Consider the following 21,283-nt stretch of genomic DNA (forward strand, 5'->3'; position numbering starts at 1 on the left):
CAGGAGATAATCATGAACGACCCTATCGTTATCGTTGGCGCAGCGCGTACCCCTATGGGCGCTTTCCAAAGTGATTTCGCGACGCTGACCGCCAGCCAGCTTGGCGCAGTCGCGATCAAGGCAGCGGTTGAGCGCGCCGGTGTGGCACCTGAGCTGGTGGAAGAGGTTTTGTTCGGTAACTGCCTGATGGCTGGTCAGGGTCAGGCTCCTGCACGTCAGGCTTTGCTGGCAGCCGGTTTGCCTATGTCCACAGGTGCGGTCACGCTGTCCAAGATGTGCGGCTCCGCGATGAAAGCGACCATGATGGCCTTCGATTCTATCAACGCAGGCAGCAATGAAGTGCTGATCGCCGGTGGTATGGAATCCATGACCAATGCGCCTTACCTGATCCCGAAAGCACGTGGTGGTTATCGCATCGGTCACGGCATGATGTATGACCACATGATGCTTGACGGTCTGGAAGATGCCTACAGCCGGGATGAAAAAGGCGGAGGCCGTTCCATGGGCACCTTCGCCGAAGACTGCTCTGCCAAATATCAGTTCAGCCGCGAAGATCAGGATGCATTTGCCATCGCATCCGTGAAACGTGCGCAGGCTGCTACTGCTGATGGCTCCTTTGCCTGGGAAATCGCACCGGTCACCGTCTCCGGCCGTGCTGGCGATGTGGTGATTGATAAGGATGAAGGCCCGCTCAAAGCACGACTGGATAAAATTCCAGGCTTGAAAGCCGCATTCAAAAAAGACGGCACCATCACGGCGGCCTCTTCGTCTTCCATCAATGACGGTGCTGCTGCACTGGTACTGATGCGCGCGTCTAAAGCCAAAGAACTGGGCCTGACACCGATCGCTAAAATTCTGGCACATGCCTCCCATGCACAGGAACCAGGCTGGTTCACCACCGCACCGGTAGGCGCGATAGAAAAGCTGTACAAAAAAACTGGCTGGACCACAGAAACGGTCGATCTGTTTGAAATCAATGAAGCCTTTGCCACCGTGCCTATGGCAGCGATGAAAGAGCTGAATATTCCTCACGATAAAGTGAATGTACACGGCGGCGCCTGCGCACTGGGTCATCCTATCGGCGCGTCCGGTGCCCGTATCATCATCACACTGATCGGTGCATTGAAGAAGCAGGGTAAAGCACGTGGTGTGGCTTCGCTGTGTATTGGTGGTGGTGAGGGGACTGCCATCGCCATCGAGCTGGTTTAGTTTAAGCAGGCCTAAGCTATTGCGCTGCGTTCATTCAATGTCCGGGCGCATAGCGGCGTTGCAAATGCGCGCAATACCGACGTATTGCTGTGCTTTGCGCCTTGCTCTGCATCCCGGAAATTGAATGAACTCGCGCATTAAAAAACAAGTTGAGGTCATTCCAGCGCAGGCTGGAATCCAGAGTCGTTACAGGTATTTTGATAAATAAGAACAGATTTAATAGGACTTACGCAAAATTGTCCCGGCAAGGCTAAAACCCCTTTGGTGCTGTGGGAAACATCGCTGGTAAGCGATGTTCGTTTCGCCAGCAGGCAACATGCTGCCTGCAACCCTGGCTACACCATGGCGACGCAGGCAGTACGCAGAGTACGACAAGGAGCCATAACACCGCTGGAGCGGTTTTGCGTAAGTCCTATTAAAAACCAAGGTGCGCAATGCGCATCGTTTGAACTAAAGGAAGCAACATGCCCGTCGCATTAATCATCGGCGCTTCACGTGGTATCGGTCACGAGTTGGCCTTGCAATATAAGGCGGCCGGATGGCGTGTGATCGCGACTGCGCGTCAGCCTGAGCAGTTGGCACAATTGCAGGCAGCTGGTTGTGAAGCCTTGCCGCTGGATGTGAATAAGCTCAATGATTGTGCGGGTCTGGGCTGGCGCCTGGATGACGAAAAAATTGACATCGCGATTTTGAATGCCGGGGTCTATGGTCCGCGCACCAATGCCTTGAATGCGCCTTTACAGAACCAGTTTGATGAAGTGATGCACACCAATGTATTAGCTGCGATGCGCATTTTGCCTATGGTTTTACCACTGGTGGAAAATGCGCATGGCAAGCTGGCGGTGATTTCCTCACGCATGGGTTCGATCTCCAGCCGTTCAGCTTCACAGGGTTGGTTATATCGTGCCAGCAAAGCTGCCTTGAATTCAGTATTGAAAGATGTGTCGCTCCATACCAGTAAAGCAATTTGCGTCGCATTGCATCCGGGTTGGGTGAAAACCGATATGGGTGGTGCTGGCGCTGATCTGGACATCAGTGACAGCGCACAACGCATACGCAAGCTGCTGGCCGGTTTGCAGGCAGAACACAATGGCGGATTTTTTAATGCAGAGGATGGCGCCAGTCTGTGCTGGTAAGCATTGAAATAAAATAGGACTGACGCAAAATTGTCCCGGCAAGGCATGGCGACGAAGGCAGTACGCGCTGTACGACAAGGAGCCATAACGCCGCTGGGGCGGTTTTGCGTCAGTCCTATAATAACGAGAAATTGAAGAGAGACTCACATGTTACTGACACCAGAACACGAAATGATACGCGATGCGATTCGCAGCTTTGCCCAGGAACGTTTAGTACCAAACGCAGCGCGTTGGGATAAAGAGCACCATTTTCCTGCCGAAGAATTGAAGGAACTGGCGCAAATGGGTGCGTATGGCGTCGCAGTACCTGAAGAGTTCGGCGGTGCAGGTATGGATTACCTGTCGCTGGCGCTGGTGCTGGAAGAAATCGCTGCTGGTGATGGTGGTACCTCGACCGTGGTCTCGGTGAATAACTGCCCGGTCTGCAGTATCGCCATGATGTATGCGAATGAAGCGCAAAAACAGCAATGGCTGGTGCCGCTGGCACGCGGCGAAATGTTAGGCGCATTTTGTCTGACTGAACCGCATGCAGGCAGCGATGCATCGGATTTGCGCACTACCGCAAGACGCGAAAGCAGCGCTGACGGTGATGTGTATGTACTCAATGGCGTCAAGCAATTCATCACCAGTGGCAAACATGCGGATGTAGCGATAGTAATGGCCGTCACTGACAAAGCCGCCGGTAAAAAAGGCATCAGCGCATTCTGGGTTCCGACTGCTACCCCTGGCTACATCGTGGCAGGGCTGGAACACAAGATGGGACAACACTCTTCCGATACCGCGCAGATTATGTTCGACAATTGTCGCATTCCGGCTGCGAATCTGATCGGCGAAGAGGGCATGGGCTATAAGATCGCCTTGTCCGGGCTGGAAGGCGGACGTATCGGTATTGCCTCGCAATCGGTCGGTATGGCGCGTGCCGCATTTGAAGCGGCGCTGGCCTATGCCAAAGACCGCAGCAGCTTTGGTAAATCGATATACGAACATCAGGCCGTCCAGTTTAAACTGGCTGATATGGCGACCCAGATCGAAGCCGCGCGACAACTGATCTGGCATGCCGCCAGCATGAAAGATGCGGGCAAGCCTTGTCTGAAAGAAGCGGCCATGGCCAAGTTATTTGCGTCGGAAATGGCAGAAAAAGTCTGCTCCGATGCGATACAGATACATGGTGGTTATGGTTATGTAAGCGACTTCCCGGTAGAGCGGATTTATCGCGATGTGCGGGTATGTCAGATTTACGAAGGTACTTCAGAAATCCAGAAAATTCTGATCAGCCGCGCGCTGGCGTAAGCAGAATTTTGAAGAGCCAGTCCCGACACCTGATTGCAGCATGAAATGTCACTGTAGCCCACTAACTGACGGATGAGGAAACATCATGAAAGCTCCTGTTGAATACTGGTTTGATTTTGTATCTCCCTATGCCTATATCGCGAGTCAGTCTATAGAGGCATTGGCAGCACGCTATGAACGTGAGGTAGTCTGGCAGCCAGTCTTGCTGGGTGCGGTATTCAAGGTAACGGGCTCCAGTCCGCTGACCATGCGTCCGCCGGTGATGTCTGACTATTTCCGGCATGATTTTGTGCGCTCGGCACGCTATGCCGGAGTACCGTTTGTATTGCCCGATCCTTTCCCTATCAATACTCAAAATACGGCCCGCGTTTGTCTGTGGTTACGACAAACCGCGCCGCAGCGTTGCGGTGATTTTGTGCGTGGTGTCAGCCGCGCCTATTTCACCGGACCGGCAGCCATCAACGACATCGCCTGGCTCAGCGCCTTTGTCGATGATCTGGGATTGGACGGCAGTGCGGTAGCGGCTGTATGTGCAGCGGATGAATGGAAAGAAGCGCTCAAGCAGCAATGCGAGCAGGCGGTGGCGCAGGGCATCTTCGGTGCACCCTGGATCAGGGTCGATGGCGAATCCTTCTGGGGTAATGATCGCTTACCGCAAGTGGAAAAATGGCTGGCCGAAGGCGGTTTTTAAGCTTGGCCTTTTGCAGTTTTATGAAACCAACAGACAGAACTTACACAAAATTGCCCCAGCAAGGCTTGGCGACGCAGACAGTACAAGCTGTGCGGCAAGTAGCCATGACACTGCTGGGGCGGTTTTGGGTCAGTTCCGGGAGATAGCCGTGTTAAAAAAAGGATACAAGCAACTGGTCGATGAGGCATTTGCGCAGATCAAAACCTATAGCGTGGCAGAAGCACTGACTAAGCTGGATCAGGCTGGTGTGCAATTCATCGATGTGCGTGATGTACGTGAGCTGGAACGTGAAGGCGTGATACCAGGTGCGTTTCATGCGCCACGTGGCATGATTGAATTCTGGGTAGATCCGGACTCTCCTTATTTTCGTCCGGTATTTGAAGATAACAAAGAATTTATCCTGTTCTGTGCAGCCGGCTGGCGCAGCGCACTGACCACCAAAACCTTACAGGATATGGGCCTGGAACGCGTGGCTCATATCGAAGGTGGTTTCGGTGCCTGGAAAGCTGCAGGCGCGCCGGTGCAGGAAAAGGAAGTGAAAAAAATCGTATGAGTCGTAACAGTAAGAAAACCGTGGCAGGCTGTCCTTGCGGACAGGCTGCAGCGTATGAACAATGTTGTGCTGTGTATCACCAGGGGCAGCCTGCGCCAACGGCCGAAGCCCTGATGCGCTCGCGTTACAGCGCTTACACGCTGAATGATGAAGCCTATTTGCGCGCTACCTGGGACGAGCGTACCTGTCCGGCAGAACGCATCACGCATGATGATCCTACTCAATGGCTGGGATTGGAAGTCAAGCGCCATCAAACCGATGGCGAGCAGGCGACGGTGGAATTTGTAGCGCGCTATAAGATAGGCGGCAAAGCCCATCGTCTGCATGAAATCAGCCGTTTCGTGAAATATGACGGCAAATGGTTGTATGTGGATGGCATCGTAAATTAAGCAGGCAGCGCGATGGTTGCCGGATGAGACAGGCAGCGCTGCGTTCTGCAAAAAAATGAGAAAAAACGGAAAGAAATTATGACGACATTAGAGTCCAAACTGAATCCACGTTCTGAAGAATTCAAAGCCAACGCCGCTGCGATGCAGCTGGTGGTGGATGACCTGAAACAAAAGATAGCGCGTATTGCGCTGGGTGGCGGAGACGAAGCACGTGCCAAACATTTAGCCCGTGGCAAATTATTGCCGCGTGACCGGGTACAGATGCTGCTCGATCCGGGTACGCCGTTCATGGAATTTTCGCAGCTCGCTGCGTATGACATGTATAAGGAAAAAAACGGCAATGACGCAGCACCATCGGCCGGTGTGATCACCGGAATAGGCCGGGTCGCTGGTCAGGAATGTGTGATCGTGTGTAATGACGCGACCGTCAAGGGCGGCACTTATTATCCGATGACGGTCAAAAAGCATTTACGCGCACAGGAAATCGCTGAGCAAAATAATCTGCCTTGCATTTATCTGGTCGACAGCGGCGGCGCCAACTTGCCGAATCAGGATGATGTATTCCCTGACCGTGATCATTTCGGACGTATCTTCTACAACCAGGCCAATATGTCGGCCAAAGGCATACCGCAAATTGCAGTGGTGATGGGTTCCTGTACCGCAGGTGGTGCCTATGTACCGGCGATGAGCGATGAATCCATCATCGTTAAAAACCAGGGCACGATTTTCCTTGGTGGCCCGCCATTGGTCAAAGCGGCGACTGGTGAAGTAGTGAGTGCCGAAGACCTCGGTGGCGGCGATGTGCATACCCGCTTGTCGGGTGTGGTCGATCATCTGGCACAGAACGATACCCATGCTTTATCGATGGCACGCACTATCGTCTCCCATCTGAATCGCCAGAAACCTGCTGAAGTCGTGCTGAAAGCGCCGCAGGAACCGAAGTATCCGGCCAGCGAATTGTATGGCGTGATCCCGGTCGACACACGTAAGCCTTTCGATGTACGTGAAGTGATTGCGCGTATCGTCGATGGCAGTGCATTTGATGAATTCAAAGCGCGTTACGGCACCACGCTGGTGTGTGGCTTCGCGCATATCCACGGCATGCCGGTCGGGATTATCGCTAACAATGGTATTTTGTTTTCTGAATCTGCACTCAAAGGTAGCCACTTTATTGAGTTGTGCTGCCAGCGTAAGATTCCGCTGGTCTTCCTGCAAAATATCACCGGCTTCATGGTTGGCCGTAAATATGAAAATGAAGGTATTGCCAGAAACGGTGCCAAGATGGTGACCGCTGTGGCGACCGCCAATGTACCAAAATTCACCGTGATTATCGGTGGCAGTTTCGGTGCCGGTAACTACGGTATGTGTGGCCGCGCTTACTCGCCACGCTTTATGTGGATGTGGCCGAATGCGCGTATTTCGGTGATGGGTGGCGAACAGGCAGCCAGCGTGCTGGCAACAGTCAGACGCGATGGTATAGAAGGCAAAGGCGGCAGCTGGAGCGCCGAAGAAGAAGCCGCCTTCAAACAACCGATCAAAGAACAATATGAACATCAGGGCCATCCATATTACGCCTCAGCCCGCTTGTGGGACGATGGCGTAATCGATCCGGCCGATACCCGCATGGTACTGGGTCTGGGTCTGAGTGCCGCGCTGAATGCACCGATACCGGATGTGAAGTTTGGTGTATTCAGGATGTAAGGTGATGCGGCGCTTTGTGCTCAGGCTGGCATTGCTGCTGCTGACGACAGCAGTAATGACCACGCCCTCGTATGCAGCAAAAAAGGCATTGGCTAACGCAGCAGAGTTCCACGAATCAGTGACCGATATAGTGGTGAGCGTTCATGAACGCTCGGGCCAGGCCATCACAGGTAAGGTCGTCATCACGCAATTTAAGCCGGATGGCGATGGGCCGTTTCCGTTTGTCCTGCTGAATCATGGGCGTGCGCCCAACCGCGCTGAGCCACCGCGTTTCCAACTGACGCAGCAAGCCAGATATTTTGTACAGCGTGGCTTTGCCGTCTTCGTTCCTACCCGCATCGGTTATGGTGCCTTGGGGACTGATCCGGATCCGGAGAATGCCGGGGCCTGCAAAGCTAAAAATTATGCATCAATCGCACAAGCCGCCAGCGATGAAATTCTGGCCGTGATTGCGTATGCAGCGCGCCTGCCCTACGTGGACGCGCAGCGTTTGCTGCTGGTCGGGCAATCGGTCGGTGGCTACAGCACGGTCGCTACCGTCGCCAGAAATCCCCCCGGACTGATCGCTGCAATTAATTTTGCAGGCGGCTCCGGTGGTGATCCTAAAACACGTCCGGGTGAACCTTGTGAAGCTGATAAACTGGGCCAGATGTTTGCGACTTTCGGTCGTACCGGTAAAGCGCCTATGTTGTGGCTGTACACCGAAAATGATCAACACTTTTCACCGAAATACGGCCGCGCGTGGCACGCCGCATTCATCAATGCAGGGGGCAAGGCAGAGCTGAAAGTATTGCCGCCTTTTGGTCGTGACGGACATAGTTTGTTCAGCGCCGGTATCGATATCTGGCAACCGCTAGTCAGTCATTTCCTTGATGAGCATGGTTTTCCCGCTCAGTAGATGTGATGTAATAAAAGCGACCTTCCTACAAAAATTGATAACGCCAAAATAAGGTGTCTTATGCACAGTTTTAGAAATTATATTCTCCGTCAAAGCCTGCTGTTGATGATGATTGCACTGCTCGGTGTTACGCGTGCCTATGCATTTGATCTGGCGCTCGCAAACCAAGGTGATCGCGTCGAAGACGGCAAGGTACAAATAGGTGCGCGCGAGTTCCCGCTGCCACCTGGTGTGTGGATACTGACTGCAAAACATAAGTACCGGATGGTTTCCAAGAATTCAAATGTAGAGGGTGCAGACGTGTGGACAGGGTATTTCGTCAATCTGAAAGATAAGCAGTTCCGCGCCGCAATGGAGCTTAGTGCTTCGGTAGCATCGACCTCCACCAGACGCTGGAGTCATGAACCATGCAAGCGCAACGATACCGTGTTCAAAGATACTTTCAATAGTCACATAGATTTTCCCGAATGTTTGCTGGTCACGCATAACATAAAAATGTTTGAGCACAATTCGCAGTCCTGGTGGTATCCGACTGCATTATGGTTTGAAGAGCAGGAAATCGGTTTGCCGACGACGACGCTGGCAGCGATGTATGACAAATATCAGTTTGGTGATTGCGTCAATGTACGGTTTTGGGTGAATCCGGAATTGTTTGGAATGCTGCCATCAAAAAATGTAACGCAGTGGCCGAAAAATGACTGGCATAAAGACCGGTTGGACAAAGATCCGGCACGATCTGCATATATGCAGCAGTTCATTGCATGGTCACAATTTATGTCCGAGGCCTACCGCGCCAGCCTGAACAAGAAGCCAACGATAGCCTTGCCGGATTTTCCGGTAGCGAATCCGGCATGATGAGGTAGTTGCGGAGCGGCCATAAAGAAGAAAAAATGAAATGTTGAGTTTTATGAAGCAAATCGGATTGGTCAGATCATGCTGAATGCGCAAGCTGTACAAATGAATCATGAAGCTTATGTTGCCAGTGTGATGCTGAATCTTTTCGGTGTGCATACATCAGCATGCATGTTGGGCGATAGTGTGATTGATCCGGACTGTACCCATAAGATGCGCGGTTTTGCTTTGTCGGACGCATCGAATGCGCCGATTGCGGCATTGAAGTTTGAAGTGTTCCAGAGATAAACGATATGAAACACGCTGCACTGTTAATTCTGCTCATGCTTGCTACAAGTTCGGAGATTGCGCGGGCTGATGAACCATTGTCTGCGGTTTTAAATGAATCGGTGATTAAGCTTCCTGTCACCGTCAAAACCATATTTAATCAGGTGATCACTAAGGAGATGGTAGTGACCCAGTTTAAGCCGAATGGTGAGGGTCCGTTTCCGATCGCGATTTTGATGCATGGACGTAGTTATAAGGATCGTTCTAAGCCTGGCCGCGAGCGTTTTTTGCAAGCGACGAAATATTTTGTTAACCGTGGTTTTGCTGTGTGGGTACCGACCCGCCTTGGTTACGGTGATTCGGGTACCGAACCTGATCCTGAATACTCAGGCACTTGTTCTGGTAAAAATTATTTAGCTGCGTATGAAGTGGCTGCGACTACGACGCTGGATGTGATGGCCTACGCAAAACAGCAAAGCTATGTCGATCCGGGGCGCATTGTCGTTCTTGGACAATCTTACGGTGGTATGACGGCAATTACGGTCGCGGCGAAGAATCCCGCCGGCCTGATCGCTGCTATTAATTTTGCTGGCGGTGGTGGCGGTAATCCAGAAACTCAGCCAAATGAGCCATGTCGTCCGGATTTATTGAAAGAGTTGTTCGGGCTATATGGCAAAACGGCAAAGGTGCCCAGTTTGTGGATTTATACGGAGAACGACAAATATTTTGGTCCCGTCTATCCGAAGCAATGGTTTGCAGAGTTCCAAAAGCTATCGTCTGCCAGTCAGCTTGCTGAATATCGGGCTATGCCAGCGTTTGGTGATAACGGACATTTCTATTTTTCGCGTGGTTTTTCGACCTGGCGTCCTGTCGTTGATGACTTTTTGCGACGGCAGGGTATCGCGATTCCTCACACCCCGGGAAGTTTTCAGGATTCAGGTTTTGCAAATATCAATGAGCCTGCCAGCCTGCCCGTCAGCAGTGCTGAACTTAGGGAGCGCTATGTGAAGTTTCTTGAGCTGGATGTGCCGCGTGCCTTTGTGTTAGATGCGGCAGGTGAATTTGGCGGCTATGCCGGAGGCATGCCTGATGCGCTGGAAAAAGCACTGGCAATTTGTCAAAAGCGCGCACAAAAGGAATGCCTGGCTTACGCGGTGGATGATAAGGTGGTCTGGAAAAAAATGAGTAGCAGCGAGAAACAGGACTGAGTTATTCCCGTTTTTTTCAGAGACGTATGAATAAGCCAAAACGTCAAAAAACGCTGTAGTAACAAGTAAAAGATGATGATCAATAATTCGTAAGGAAGTACTGTATGCAAACCCTGAGTCTGACTCACCATAACGCGATCGCCACTGTGACCCTGAACCGTCCCGATGTGCGTAATGCATTTAACGAAACCACTATCGCCGAACTCACTCAGGTGTTTCAGCAACTGGATAAGGACGATACGGTACGCGCGGTGGTGTTGGCTGCCAACGGTCCGGCATTTTGTGCCGGTGCCGATCTGAACTGGATGAAAAAAATGGCGGACTATACCCATGCTGAAAACCTGGCGGATGCGGGCCAGCTGGCGTCCATGCTGGCCGCGATTTACCGTTGCAGCAAGCCGGTGCTGGCCAAGGTGCAGGGTGATTGCTATGCCGGTGGCATGGGGCTGGTGGCAGCCTGTGATATCGTGGTCTGCGTGGATAGCGCGAATTTTTGTCTGAGCGAAGTCAGGCTGGGTTTGATACCGGCCACCATTTCTCCGTATGTGATCAAAGCAATGGGCGAAAGCGCGGCACGCCGTTACTTCATCACAGCAGAACGCTTTAGCGCCGCCGAGGCGCAGCGCTGCGGCCTGGTGCATGAGCTGGTGAGCGCGGAAGCGCTGGACAGTAAGGTCGCTGAACTGACGAAGGCGCTGGTATCGAACAGCCCGCATGCGGTGCGTCAGGCCAAGCGTCTGGTGCAGGATGTGGCCGGGCGCGAAATCACTGCGGAGCTGATTGCCGCTACGGTAGAAGGCATCGCCCAGATTCGCGCTTCTGAGGAGGGGCGTGAAGGAGTGCGTTCTTTCCTGGAAAAACGCAAACCGTCCTGGCTGAACTGAAGTGCAGTTTTAAGTAGTAAAAAATTAAGAATAACCCGCCATCCTGCCCGGATTGCGGGGTCTAACACCGGAAGCTGGTGAAAAGTCGCATAAAATACGCGCTTTGTTAACCGGATTGAGCTAAGCCGGATGCCGCCGCAGCGATGGCGGCTTAGCTCAGTCTGATCCGTAGTCTGGAGTGATTTTGGAAACACAAACGAACTGGGTCAGCAGGAGCCTGCAACATGTCTGGCATCCCTGCACTCAGATGCAACATCATGAATCTGTGCCGCTGATACCGGTCAGTCACGGTCGTGGTATCTGGCTGTATGACATGGAAGGCCGGCGCTATCTGGATGCGATCAGCTCCTGGTGGGTCAATCTGTTCGGCCATGCCAATCCACGTATCAATGCTGCACTCAAAGAGCAGCTGGATCAGCTTGAGCATGCGATGCTGGCTGGTTTCACCCATGCGCCGGTGATCGAATTATCTGAGCAACTGGCGGCGCTTACTGCGCATCAGCTTGGTCATTGCTTCTACGCCTCAGATGGCGCTTCGGCAGTGGAAATCGCCTTAAAAATGAGTTTTCATGCCTGGCGTAATCAGAGCCAGACGGAGAAGCAGGAATTCATTTGCGTGCAGGGCAGTTATCACGGCGAAACCGTCGGTGCACTCGCCGTCACCGATGTGAGCCTGTTCCGCGATGCCTATGGTCCTATGCTGCAAAGAGCACACGTGGTCAGCTCACCCGATGCGCGTCTGGCGCAAGCCGGTGAAAGCGCAGCCGATGTGGCCTTGCGTGCTGCCGCCGATCTGGAGCGGGTATTACAGCAGCGCAGCGGCAAAGTGGCGGCGGTCATCATCGAACCGCTGGTGCAATGTGCGACGGGCATGGCAATGCATGATCCGGTGTATCTGCAGCGTCTGCGCGCTTTGTGTGATCAGTATCAGGTGCATTTGATTGCGGATGAAATCGCAGTCGGCTGTGGCCGCACCGGCACTTTCTTTGCCTGTGAATCGGCTGGCATCTGGCCTGATCTGCTGTGTCTGTCTAAGGGCATCAGTGGTGGTTATCTGCCACTCAGTCTGGTGATGAGTACCGATGCGGTGTATCAGGCTTTTTATGATACCGATGTGCGCCGTGGTTTCCTGCATTCGCATTCGTATACCGGCAATCCGCTGGCTTGTCGTGCGGCGCTGGCGACTTTGCAGATTTTTGCAGATGATCAGGTATTGAGCGCCAACCGTGAGCGTGCGCAGGCTATCGCGGCTGCTTTCGCGCCGCTGCAAAATGACAGCCGGGTCGCGCATGTGAGGCAGCAAGGCATGATCTTCGCGTTCGATGCGATAGAGCCTGACGCTGCACGTGCTGCGACCTTCTCGCGCCGCTTTTTCAGCGCCGCGCTGCAGGAAGAATTATTAATGCGTCCGATAGGGCGCAGTGTGTATCTGATGCCGCCCTATATTCTGAGCGATGAAGAAATCGCCTTGCTGGCACAGAAAACCATGAACGTATTTGAAAAGGTTATGCATGAGTAGTCGTTCCCAACACCCTGCCGACAGCAGCACGTCCGGCCAGCATTTACAGCTGGCAGCGGCAGGCCATCCTTTACTGCAAGGCTTGCAACAAGAGCTGGCAGAACTGGACAAGCAGCATTTGATACGTCGCCGCCGCACGGTAGAGCATGTGCACGGTGCCAACCTGCGCGCCGAAGAGCGCGATCTGGTCGCATTTTGCAGCAATGATTACCTGGGTTTAGCAACTCATCCGCTGGTGGTGCAAGCTTTGCAAAAAGGTGCTTCGCTGTATGGCGCTGGCAGTGGTGCCTCGCATCTGATCAGTGGCCACAGCCGCGCCCATATGGCGCTGGAAGAGCGGCTGGCAGAATTCATGTCGCCCTGTATTGCGCAGGCACGTGCACTGTATTTCTGCACTGGCTATATGGCCAATCAGGCCGTCGTTACTGCCTTGTCGGGCAAAGATGCGGCCGTATTTTCAGAAGAACTGAATCACGCCTCGCTGATCGACGGTGTGCGTCTGTCACGCGCGCATACTCAGGTGTTTCCGCACAAAGACTATGCCGCATTAGAAAGCATGCTGCAAAACTGCCGCCATCAAAAACGGGTGGTGGTAACGGACAGCGTATTCAGCATGGATGGCAATATCGCTGAATTGCCGCGCCTGCTGGCCTTATGCGAACAATACGATGCCTGGCTGATCGTCGATGATGCGCATGGTTTTGGCGTGCTGGGTGAGCACGGACGCGGTGTGCTGGAGCACTTTGCGCTGCAGTCACCGAATCTGGTGTACATGGGCACACTGGGTAAAGCTGCCGGTGTTGGCGGTGCATTCGTGGCCGCCCATGAAACCGTGATCGAATGGCTGATCCAGAAAGCACGTGCCTATATCTACACTACCGCTGCCGCGCCGGCGCTGGCGCATGCTTTGCTGACCAGCATAGACATCATCAGCGGTGAAGAGGGCCAGCAAAGACGCACCCATCTGAATAAGCTGATCCATCAGTTCAGTGAAGGCCTGAATCTGCAAATGTGGCAATTGATGCCATCCATCACCGCTATTCAGCCGGTTGTGATCGGCGCCAATGCAGCAATGCTCAGCATTGCCGGTAATTTGCTGGATCAGGGTTACTGGGTTGGTGCGATACGCCCGCCTACTGTGCCGCAAGGCAGCGCGCGTTTGCGCGTCACCTTGTCTGCTGCGCACAGCGAAGTGCAGGTACAACAGCTGATCCAGGCCATCAATCGCCTGGATCAGATGAGCTATGTGGCTCAGTGTTTTGCTGAGGTGGCCTGATGACGACGCTGCGTGAACGCGACTTTTTTATCACCGGGACCGATACCGAAATCGGCAAGACCTTTTGTAGCAGCGCCTTATTGCAGGCTTTCAGCCAGCACGGTGCCAGCACGCTGGGTCTGAAACCGATTGCTTCGGGTGCGGAATGGCGTGATGAAGCATGGCATAACGAGGATGTTGACGCCCTGATGGCAGCATCCAGCGTGCAGGCGCCGCAAGCCTTGGTTTGCCCTTATCTGATGCAGACACCCGCCGCACCGCATATCGTGGCTAAGCTGGAACACGTGTCGATAGAACTGCCGCGCATACAGGCAGCCTGTGAACAGGCGCGCAGCCTGGCCGATGTGGTGATCGTGGAAGGCGTGGGCGGTTTTTGCGTGCCACTCAACGAACACACCGATACCGCGCAACTTGCGCAAGTGCTGAATTTGCCGGTGATCTTAGTGGTTGGCCTGCGTCTGGGTTGCATCAACCATGCCTTGCTGACGGCACAGGCGATCCGTGCGCAAGGTCTGACACTGGCTGGCTGGATTGCCAATACCGTCGATCCCGACATGCTCTACCTGCAAGACAATATCGCCGCGATTGCCCAGCGCATCGCCGCTCCCTTACTTGGCCACATCCCGCGTCTGCGCGGAACGGCCACGGAACAGCGCAGCGCTGCTGCTGCCTGTCTCGACCTCAACACACTTCAGTCAAGGAAGACTTATGCAAGCCAATGAACCCCTGCAACAGCCGCTGAGCTTTCAGCCACCTGTGAAAAAAATTGAAGCTGAAACCTGGCCGGTAGACGATGTGCTGGCCTTGTTCGATCTGCCTTTCAATGAACTGATGTTCAAAGCGCAGTCCGCGCATCGCGCTAATTTCCCGGATGGCGATGTGGAACTCGCGACGCTGTTATCGATTAAGACTGGTGGTTGCGAAGAGGATTGCGGTTACTGCCCGCAGGCTGCACGTTACGATACCGGCGTAGAAGCCAAAAAAATGTTGGATGTGCGCGAAGTGCTGGATGCCGCCAAAGCCGCACGTGAAAACGGCGCGACCCGCTTCTGCATGGGCGCAGCATGGCGCTCACCGAAAGACCGCGACATGGAAAAAGTCGAAACGATGGTGCGCGAAGTGAAAGCCATGGGTTTGGAAACCTGCGCCACGCTCGGTATGCTGAAAGAAGAACAGGCGCAGCGTCTGGCTGATGCGGGTCTGGATTACTACAACCATAATCTCGATACCGCACCTGAGTTTTACAACAATGTGATTTCCACCCGTGACTATCAGGATCGTCTGGATACCCTGGGTCATGTGCGCAACGCCGGTCTCAAAGTCTGCTGCGGCGGCATCGTCGGCATGGGTGAGTCGCGCCGTCAGCGCGCCGGTCTGATCGCTCAATTGGCGAATCTGAATCCTTATCCGGAATCGGTGCCGGTCAATCATCTGGTACAGGTAGAAGGCACACCTTTACACGGTCTTGATCCGCTCGATCCGCTGGAATTTGTACGTACCATTGCAGTTGCCCGCATCACCATGCCGAAAGCCCGCGTGCGCTTATCCGCCGGTCGTCGTCAAATGGGTGAAGCGGTACAGGCGATGTGCTTCCTGGCTGGCGCCAACTCGATTTTCTACGGCGATAAATTACTCACGACAGAAAATCCGGAAGCCGAAGACGACCGCGTATTGCTGGCTAAACTGGGCCTGAAAACCCGTGGCAAAGTGGAAGCGAAAGCAGGTAGCTGCAGCTGATTTGAAACAGTGCTTATTGAGGAAGAGCAGGCTTATCTATGTCTGAGGAAGGGACTGATATGCTACACCGATGGGTGAAGACCATCACAGCAACGGCTGTATTATTGTTTGCTGTGACGGAGCAAGCCGTCTATGCACAATCTACCCCTTCTTTGGTTGAAATTGCCGGGCATACCAATAGCTGGATGCGATATTCGGTAGTGCATAGTTTTCGTCCATATATACAGCCCGTCCTTGCCTTGAGCACCAATTATTTGTGGTGTCTCAGGTATGAAGCTAAACCTGCTTCGCATCGTCCGAAAGATTTGCGCATCTGGCTGGAAGACGATCGTACGCAAATTGATCTGGCGATGTTGGAGGATGACTGTGTGGTGTTGCCGGATGAGCCGGAAAAATATAAAGATTTTGGGATTGAGGTGAATTCTCAATCGAAACGCAGGGGTGATGGGAATGATCATCCCGAAGCATGCAATAACGATATGCCATGTCAGGGTTTTGTTAGCGAGATCAGGATACAGTATCCACGTCAGCCAGCAGACTATGCGTCTTTATGGGGCGGTATCAGCGCTTTTCCTGAGGAACATGGCGTTGGTGACACTTTATCGAGAATGCTGAACAGGAAAAAGCCTTTTCGTTTTTTGAAATTACTGAAACTGAAAGTCAGTCCGGGTAGTGTATTACGCATCACAGCTCAGGATGGCATGAGTCAGGAATTCAAAGAGCAGGATGGCTGGATAAAAGTTTTACCAAATAAAAAATTACTGGATATAAATTCACCAATTAACCTGGATGGAAATCTTCGTTATGCAGTAGTCACGGTGTCAAAAGCGCCGGTCGCTATTGCAGAATAAGAACTACTTTAAAGAGAGAGACAAACCATGTTCACCAAAATCCTGATCGCCAACCGTGGCGAAATCGCCTGCCGTGTCGCTGCGACTGCACGCCGCATGGGTATCAAAACCGTCGCTGTGTATTCGGAAGCGGACGCCAATGCCAGACATGTGGCGGTCTGTGATGAAGCGGTGCTGATTGGTCCGGCGGCGGCCAAGGAAAGCTATCTGCGCGCTGATAAAATCATCGCGGTGGCATTGGAGACTGGAGCCCAGGCGATTCATCCTGGATATGGTTTTCTGTCTGAGAACAGTGAGTTCGCCGAAGCCTGTGCCCGTAATGGCATTGCATTCATTGGTCCGCCAGCCTCTGCGATTGAAGCCATGGGCAGTAAATCTGCAGCTAAATCACTGATGGAAAAAGCCAATGTACCGCTGGTACCCGGCTATCACGGTGACAATCAGGACCCAGACTTTTTGCAGACTGAAGCCGACCGTATCGGTTATCCGGTCTTGCTGAAAGCCAGCGCCGGTGGCGGTGGCAAGGGCATGCGCGTGATTGAAAGCAGCAAAGATTTCAAAGACGGTCTGGCATCCTGTAAACGCGAAGCGATCAATTCTTTTGGCGACGACAAGGTACTCGCAGAAAAATATCTGCAGCGTCCGCGTCATATCGAAATTCAGGTGTTCGCTGATACCCATGGCAATTGCGTGTATCTGTTTGAGCGCGATTGCTCGGTACAGCGCCGCCATCAGAAAGTGCTGGAAGAAGCACCGGCACCCGGCATGACCGCAGAGCGCCGTGCAGCCATGGGCGAGGCCGCAGTGGCCGCCGCCAAAGCAGTCGGCTATGTCGGTGCGGGTACCGTCGAGTTCATCGCGAATCAGGATGGCTCTTTCTACTTCATGGAAATGAATACCCGTCTGCAGGTCGAACATCCGGTCACAGAAATGATTACCGGTACCGATCTGGTGGAATGGCAGTTGCGTGTCGCCGCCGGTGAAAAACTGCCGCTGCAACAATCCGAATTGCGGATACATGGTCATGCCATCGAAGCGCGTGTGTATGCTGAAAATCCGGAAAAAGGCTTCCTGCCTTCTATCGGTACTTTGCGTCACTTGCGCACGCCAGAGGCAGTCAGTTTCACGCTGGGCGGCGCTGCTGAACCAGCGGCTTTCCGTATCGACAGCGGTGTACGCGAAGGCGATACCATTTCGCCTTTCTATGATCCTATGATCGCGAAAATGATCGTCTGGGGTAAAGACCGTCAGGAAGCACTGGCGCGGATGGCGCAGGCATTGGCGCAGTATCAGATCGTTGGCCTGCATTCGAATATCGGCTTTTTATCGCGCCTGGTGACGGGGCAGGCGTTTTCGGGCGCGGACCTGGATACCGGTCTGATCGAGCGCAATCAGGCCAGTTTATTCCCGGCTTTGCAGCCTGCTACGCTGAGCACGCTGGCGTGCGCCGCTGTGGCCTTGCTGCGTTCCGAACAAAGCACTGGCAGCGATCCGTGGCAGAGCAGCCATGGCTGGCGCATGAACAGTCAGTTACAGCGCAATCTGGAATGGACGGAAGAACAGCAGGCGCACAGTGTCAGCGTGACTTATCTGGCGCAGGGCTGGCGCATACGCAGCGCGCAGCAGGAAGCGGAAGTGCGTCTGGTGCAAGCCAGTGGCAATGACATCGTGCTGGCGCTGGGTGAGCAAACTGTGCGTGCCACCGTGGTGCGTGATGGTGAATTCTTCCATGTGTTCAGCCAGGGTCAGCATAGCGTGCTGCAGTATCAGGATGCGCTGGCCCATGCGGGTGAAACAGAAGCCGAAGGCGGCCGCCTGACCGCACCGATGCCGGGCAAGATCGTGGCAGTGCTGGTCAAGCCGCAACAGGAAGTGAAAAAAGGCGATGCCTTGCTGATCATGGAAGCCATGAAAATGGAACACACGATCTCAGCACCGCATGACGGCGTGATCGACGAAGTTTTGTATGCGGTCGGTGATCAGGTCAGCGAAGGCGCGCAATTGCTGGCGTTTGCGCAATAAGGTTTGGAACCCTTCTCCCGCATGCGGGAGAAGGGCATGGATGAGGGTACTTGATGAACTGCAATGAATGAAATGTCCGTTCAGCCTTTGCCACCGCCCTCACCCCCGGCCCCTCTCCCGCTCGTAGGAGAGGGGAGTAGCGGGCAGCATTGATATACTGGATAAGCTCAACATGTCTGATCTGACGCCACATCCTCGAATGACGTTGCCGGTAGATGCCTTGCAAAACAAAGACATACAATGATGAGCTATGCTGATTGCTAGCCACAGTTCGCCATATGCATGGCGCCATGAGGAATTGAAATGACACTACTCTCTATCAATATCAATAAAATCGCTTTGCTGCGCAATTCGCGCGGCAGGAATTATCCGGATGTGGATGCGTTTTCTGCGCGCTTTCTTGAGCTCGGTGTGGCCGGGATTACCTTGCATCCGCGTCAGGATCAGCGTCATGCGCGCTACTCGGATGTGGATAGTTTAGGTCGCCTGTGTCAGCAACGCGGTGCGGAACTGAATGTGGAAGGTTATCCTGCGCAAGAATTCATGGACGTAGTGTTACGCCATCGCCCTGCGCAATGCACGCTGGTGCCGGATGCGCCGGATCAGCTGACATCTGACCACGGCTGGGATATGCAGCGCGATGCGGCGCTGCTGGCACCGATACTGGCGCAATTGCAGGCGGCCGGCATACGCAGCAGCTTGTTTGTGGATGCAGGTATTTCTGACGCTGATCTGGCATTGGCGCGTCAGCTGGGTGCGGACCGTGTTGAGCTATATACCGAGCCCTATGCAGAAACCTATGGCAGTGCTGAGAATGATGCAATCTGGGCGCAGTTTGCCGACACCGCGAAGCGCGCGCAGCAGGCGGGCCTGGGGGTGAATGCGGGCCATGATCTGAACCTGCAGAACCTGGGCCGTTTTTTACAGATTCCGGGCATACTCGAAGTCTCTATCGGTCATGCCGTGATTGTGGAAAGCCTGGAACAAGGCATGGACAGCGTCACACGTCAGTATCTGGCTATCGTGCAGGCAGCACAGGCTGCTGCTTAAAGAGGAACACAGGGGGAACACAAATGTCGCAGTTACCGCAACAAGTCAAAATCGTTGAAGTCGGACCACGCGATGGTTTGCAAAACGAAAAAGAAAGCATCCCGGCCGAAGTCAAAATCGAACTGGTGAACCGCCTGACCGCCGCCGGTTTTGCCAATATCGAAGCCGCGTCTTTTGTGTCACCCAAATGGGTGCCACAAATGGCAACCTCAACTGAAGTGATGGCAGCGATCACGCGCAAACCCGGTGTGATTTATTCGGTACTGACGCCGAATATGAAGGGCTTTGAAGCGGCACTCGCGGCTGGTGCGGATGAAGTGGTGATTTTCAGCTCGGCCTCGGAAGCGTTCGCACAAAAAAATATCAACTGCTCCATCGCTGAATCGATAGAACGTTTCCGCGAAGTCGCAGCTGCCGCCAAACAGCATCAGATCCGTCTGCGTGGCAGTATCAGCTGCTCTTTCGGTTGTCCGTATCAGGGCGAAGTGCCGGTCAGCAGCGTGGCGGATGTGGTGCGTGGCTTGCGCGATCTGGGTTGCGACGAAATCGACATCGCCGACACCATAGGCGTCGGTACTGCCAGACAGGTGCAGCACGTGATGCAAAGCGTGGCGCAGGAATTCCCGCTGACTGGTTTGTCCGGTCACTTCCACGACACCTATGGTCAGGCGCTGGCCAATATCTATGCGAGCCTGGAAGTCGGCGTCTCGATTTTCCATTCCAGCGTCGCGGGCCTCGGTGGCTGCCCTTACGCCAAAGGCGCAACCGGCAATGTCGCTACCGAAGATGTGTTATTCATGCTGCAGGGCCTGGGCATACACACCGGCATCGATCTGGATGCAGTGGTCGATGCGGGTCAGTTCATCTCTGCCCACCTGGGCCGTAAAGCGGTCAGCCGTGCCGGTAATGCACTAGCTGCTAAGCGTCTGGGCTAAGTGTTCAGACTAAGTCGCTGAGCTAACTCGCTGAGCTCAGCGGCTTAGCGACTGAATCCAAAGTTTGCCGTATCACCCAGTCGGCATCATCCAGCGGCAGGTCATGTCCGGCCTCGGGATGCAGCCGCAATTCGGCATTCCAGCGGTGGGCCAGCGTGATGGAGCATTGCGGATTCACCAGCGCATCTTTGGCACCGGCCAGGATGCGTAAAGCGACAGCTGGCGCCTGATCCGGCGCGCGGTAATGCATGGCCGCATACAGCTGGCGCAGCACATTGCGACGGCTTACCGGATGGGCCTGCGCCAGGCTGACCCAGTGCGCGACGATTTCCGCTGCTTGCTCTTTTGCGGCAGTGCCGTTAAAGCGCTGACTGGTCAGACGCAGTATCAGTTGTTCACGTTGTTGTAAGCTGCCACACAACATGGTGTACAGCAGTACCGCATAATTGCGTGGCCGCAGACGTTGATAAAACGGACTATGCGGCGCCAGGCTGGTATTGATCAGCGTCAGATCCTGAATTTCATCCGGATAGCGCTCAGCCCAGGCAACTGCCACCATCGCCCCTAAAGAAATCGCCATCAGCCGGATTTTGCCTGATTGCTGTTGTCCAGATTGTGTACCTAACTGCGCCCGCAATTGCTCCACCATCTGAGTCACACTGGTGGCGCTGCTTTGCGCAGATAAGACACCATTGCCAGCAAAGTCCAGCGTCAGGATGCGCTGATCGGGATAGGCGTGCTGCAAGGCCGCTACGAAGCTACCCCAATGTCGCTGTTCGCGCATCAGACCGCGTAATAAAACCCAGCTCATACGA

General features: G+C 53.9%; 21 protein-coding genes. 20 read left to right on the forward strand and 1 reads right to left on the reverse strand.

The annotated features are described in order from the left end of the window. The first annotated feature begins 12 nt into the window (after positions 1-12). From H8K43_RS17000 to H8K43_RS17095, 20 genes are all read left to right on the forward strand, one after another. On the forward strand, positions 13-1,209 hold the full coding sequence (locus tag H8K43_RS17000; protein WP_186904958.1) for an acetyl-CoA C-acetyltransferase: 1,197 nt from the start codon (positions 13-15) through the stop codon (positions 1,207-1,209). 464 nt (positions 1,210-1,673) lie between these two features. After that, positions 1,674-2,345 (forward strand): SDR family oxidoreductase, encoded by a 672-nt coding sequence (locus H8K43_RS17005; RefSeq protein WP_186904959.1) that lies wholly within the window; start codon positions 1,674-1,676, stop codon positions 2,343-2,345. Between the two features lie 147 nt (positions 2,346-2,492). Continuing rightward, entirely contained in the window at positions 2,493-3,635 is a 1,143-nt protein-coding gene (locus tag H8K43_RS17010; protein ID WP_162019220.1) for an acyl-CoA dehydrogenase family protein, read from the forward strand. Between the two features lie 85 nt (positions 3,636-3,720). Continuing rightward, positions 3,721-4,326 (forward strand): 2-hydroxychromene-2-carboxylate isomerase, encoded by a 606-nt coding sequence (locus H8K43_RS17015; RefSeq protein WP_186904960.1) that lies wholly within the window; start codon positions 3,721-3,723, stop codon positions 4,324-4,326. A 148-nt stretch (positions 4,327-4,474) separates the two neighbouring features. Further along, positions 4,475-4,879 (forward strand): rhodanese-like domain-containing protein, encoded by a 405-nt coding sequence (locus tag H8K43_RS17020; RefSeq protein ID WP_162019218.1) that lies wholly within the window; start codon positions 4,475-4,477, stop codon positions 4,877-4,879. After that, entirely contained in the window at positions 4,876-5,268 is a 393-nt protein-coding gene (locus H8K43_RS17025) for a YchJ family protein (protein WP_186904961.1), read from the forward strand. The genes H8K43_RS17020 and H8K43_RS17025 overlap by 4 nt, the downstream gene beginning before the upstream one ends. Positions 5,269-5,346: 78 nt before the next feature. Next, positions 5,347-6,969: a carboxyl transferase domain-containing protein gene (locus H8K43_RS17030; protein ID WP_186904962.1), complete on the forward strand. Its 1,623-nt coding sequence runs from the start codon at positions 5,347-5,349 to the stop codon at positions 6,967-6,969. Between the two features lie 4 nt (positions 6,970-6,973). Beyond that, a complete protein-coding gene (locus tag H8K43_RS17035) occupies positions 6,974-7,867 on the forward strand; it encodes an alpha/beta hydrolase family protein (protein ID WP_186904963.1) in 894 nt (297 codons plus the stop codon). 105 nt (positions 7,868-7,972) lie between these two features. Continuing rightward, complete coding sequence (locus H8K43_RS17040; RefSeq protein WP_186904964.1) at positions 7,973-8,722, forward strand: hypothetical protein; 750 nt, start codon at positions 7,973-7,975, stop codon at positions 8,720-8,722. Between the two features lie 78 nt (positions 8,723-8,800). Next, entirely contained in the window at positions 8,801-9,007 is a 207-nt protein-coding gene (locus H8K43_RS17045; RefSeq protein WP_186904965.1) for a hypothetical protein, read from the forward strand. 5 nt (positions 9,008-9,012) lie between these two features. Beyond that, positions 9,013-10,194, forward strand: a complete 1,182-nt coding sequence (locus tag H8K43_RS17050) for a dienelactone hydrolase family protein (protein WP_186904966.1) — start codon at positions 9,013-9,015, stop codon at positions 10,192-10,194. A 104-nt stretch (positions 10,195-10,298) separates the two neighbouring features. After that, the gene (locus H8K43_RS17055; protein WP_186904967.1) at positions 10,299-11,078 is read left to right on the forward strand and encodes an enoyl-CoA hydratase/isomerase family protein; all 780 of its coding nucleotides are present in this window, start codon (positions 10,299-10,301) and stop codon (positions 11,076-11,078) included. Between the two features lie 178 nt (positions 11,079-11,256). Beyond that, entirely contained in the window at positions 11,257-12,597 is a 1,341-nt protein-coding gene (gene bioA / locus H8K43_RS17060) for an adenosylmethionine--8-amino-7-oxononanoate transaminase (protein WP_186904968.1), read from the forward strand. Further along, positions 12,590-13,873 (forward strand): 8-amino-7-oxononanoate synthase, encoded by a 1,284-nt coding sequence (gene bioF, locus H8K43_RS17065; RefSeq protein WP_186904969.1) that lies wholly within the window; start codon positions 12,590-12,592, stop codon positions 13,871-13,873. Before bioA ends, bioF begins: the two co-directional genes overlap by 8 nt. After that, entirely contained in the window at positions 13,873-14,595 is a 723-nt protein-coding gene (gene bioD / locus H8K43_RS17070; protein WP_186904970.1) for a dethiobiotin synthase, read from the forward strand. Before bioF ends, bioD begins: the two co-directional genes overlap by 1 nt. Further along, entirely contained in the window at positions 14,582-15,610 is a 1,029-nt protein-coding gene (gene bioB, locus H8K43_RS17075) for a biotin synthase BioB (RefSeq protein WP_162019208.1), read from the forward strand. Before bioD ends, bioB begins: the two co-directional genes overlap by 14 nt. A 59-nt stretch (positions 15,611-15,669) precedes the next feature. Then, the gene (locus H8K43_RS17080) at positions 15,670-16,461 is read left to right on the forward strand and encodes a hypothetical protein (protein WP_186904971.1); all 792 of its coding nucleotides are present in this window, start codon (positions 15,670-15,672) and stop codon (positions 16,459-16,461) included. A 27-nt stretch (positions 16,462-16,488) separates the two neighbouring features. Then, positions 16,489-18,483 carry an acetyl-CoA carboxylase biotin carboxylase subunit gene (locus tag H8K43_RS17085; RefSeq protein WP_186904972.1) on the forward strand — a complete coding sequence of 665 codons (1,995 nt, stop codon included), beginning with the start codon at positions 16,489-16,491 and terminating at the stop codon, positions 18,481-18,483. A 303-nt stretch (positions 18,484-18,786) separates the two neighbouring features. Next, on the forward strand, positions 18,787-19,533 hold the full coding sequence (locus H8K43_RS17090) for a pyridoxine 5'-phosphate synthase (RefSeq protein WP_186904973.1): 747 nt from the start codon (positions 18,787-18,789) through the stop codon (positions 19,531-19,533). A gap of 23 nt (positions 19,534-19,556) precedes the next feature. Continuing rightward, positions 19,557-20,468: a hydroxymethylglutaryl-CoA lyase gene (locus H8K43_RS17095; protein ID WP_186904974.1), complete on the forward strand. Its 912-nt coding sequence runs from the start codon at positions 19,557-19,559 to the stop codon at positions 20,466-20,468. Positions 20,469-20,490: 22 nt separating this feature from the next. Here H8K43_RS17095 and H8K43_RS17100 read toward each other — a convergent pair whose 3' ends face one another. After that, a complete protein-coding gene (locus H8K43_RS17100) occupies positions 20,491-21,279 on the reverse strand; it encodes an alpha/beta fold hydrolase (RefSeq protein WP_186904975.1) in 789 nt (262 codons plus the stop codon). Positions 21,280-21,283 lie beyond the last annotated feature (4 nt).

The sequence above is a fragment of the Cognatundibacterium curvum genome (assembly GCF_014284235.1).
In the GTDB taxonomy this organism is placed as follows: domain Bacteria; phylum Pseudomonadota; class Gammaproteobacteria; order Burkholderiales; family Burkholderiaceae_D; genus Undibacterium; species Undibacterium curvum.